Raw genomic sequence first — 235 nt, 5'->3', positions numbered from 1 at the left:
GCGTTCCACGGCAGCAGCAGCACCAACAGCACCACGGAACCGACGTAGAACAAGCCGATACGCCAGATCACGCTGTTAATCGCTTTCGGTACCATGGTTTCCGGGTCTTTACATTCGCCTGCCGCGGTACCCACCAACTCGATGGAAGCGAAGGCGAAGACGACGCCCTGAACCAGTACCAGAGCCGGTAACAGACCGTGCGGGAAGAAACCGCCGTTGTCGGTAATCAGATGGA

At 57.9% G+C, this 235-nt stretch carries 1 pseudogene; it reads right to left on the bottom strand.

Going from position 1 to position 235, the window contains the following annotated elements:
- Window positions 1-235, bottom strand: a pseudogene (locus QP548_RS16930) (L-asparagine permease); the annotation flags it as partial.

This window comes from Clostridium sp. UMB9555A, from assembly GCF_030222355.1.
GTDB classification, from domain to species: domain Bacteria; phylum Bacillota; class Clostridia; order Clostridiales; family Clostridiaceae; genus Sarcina; species Sarcina perfringens.
Note: the sequence above shows the minus strand (reverse complement) of the source record. Positions and strands in the feature narration are given on the sequence as shown.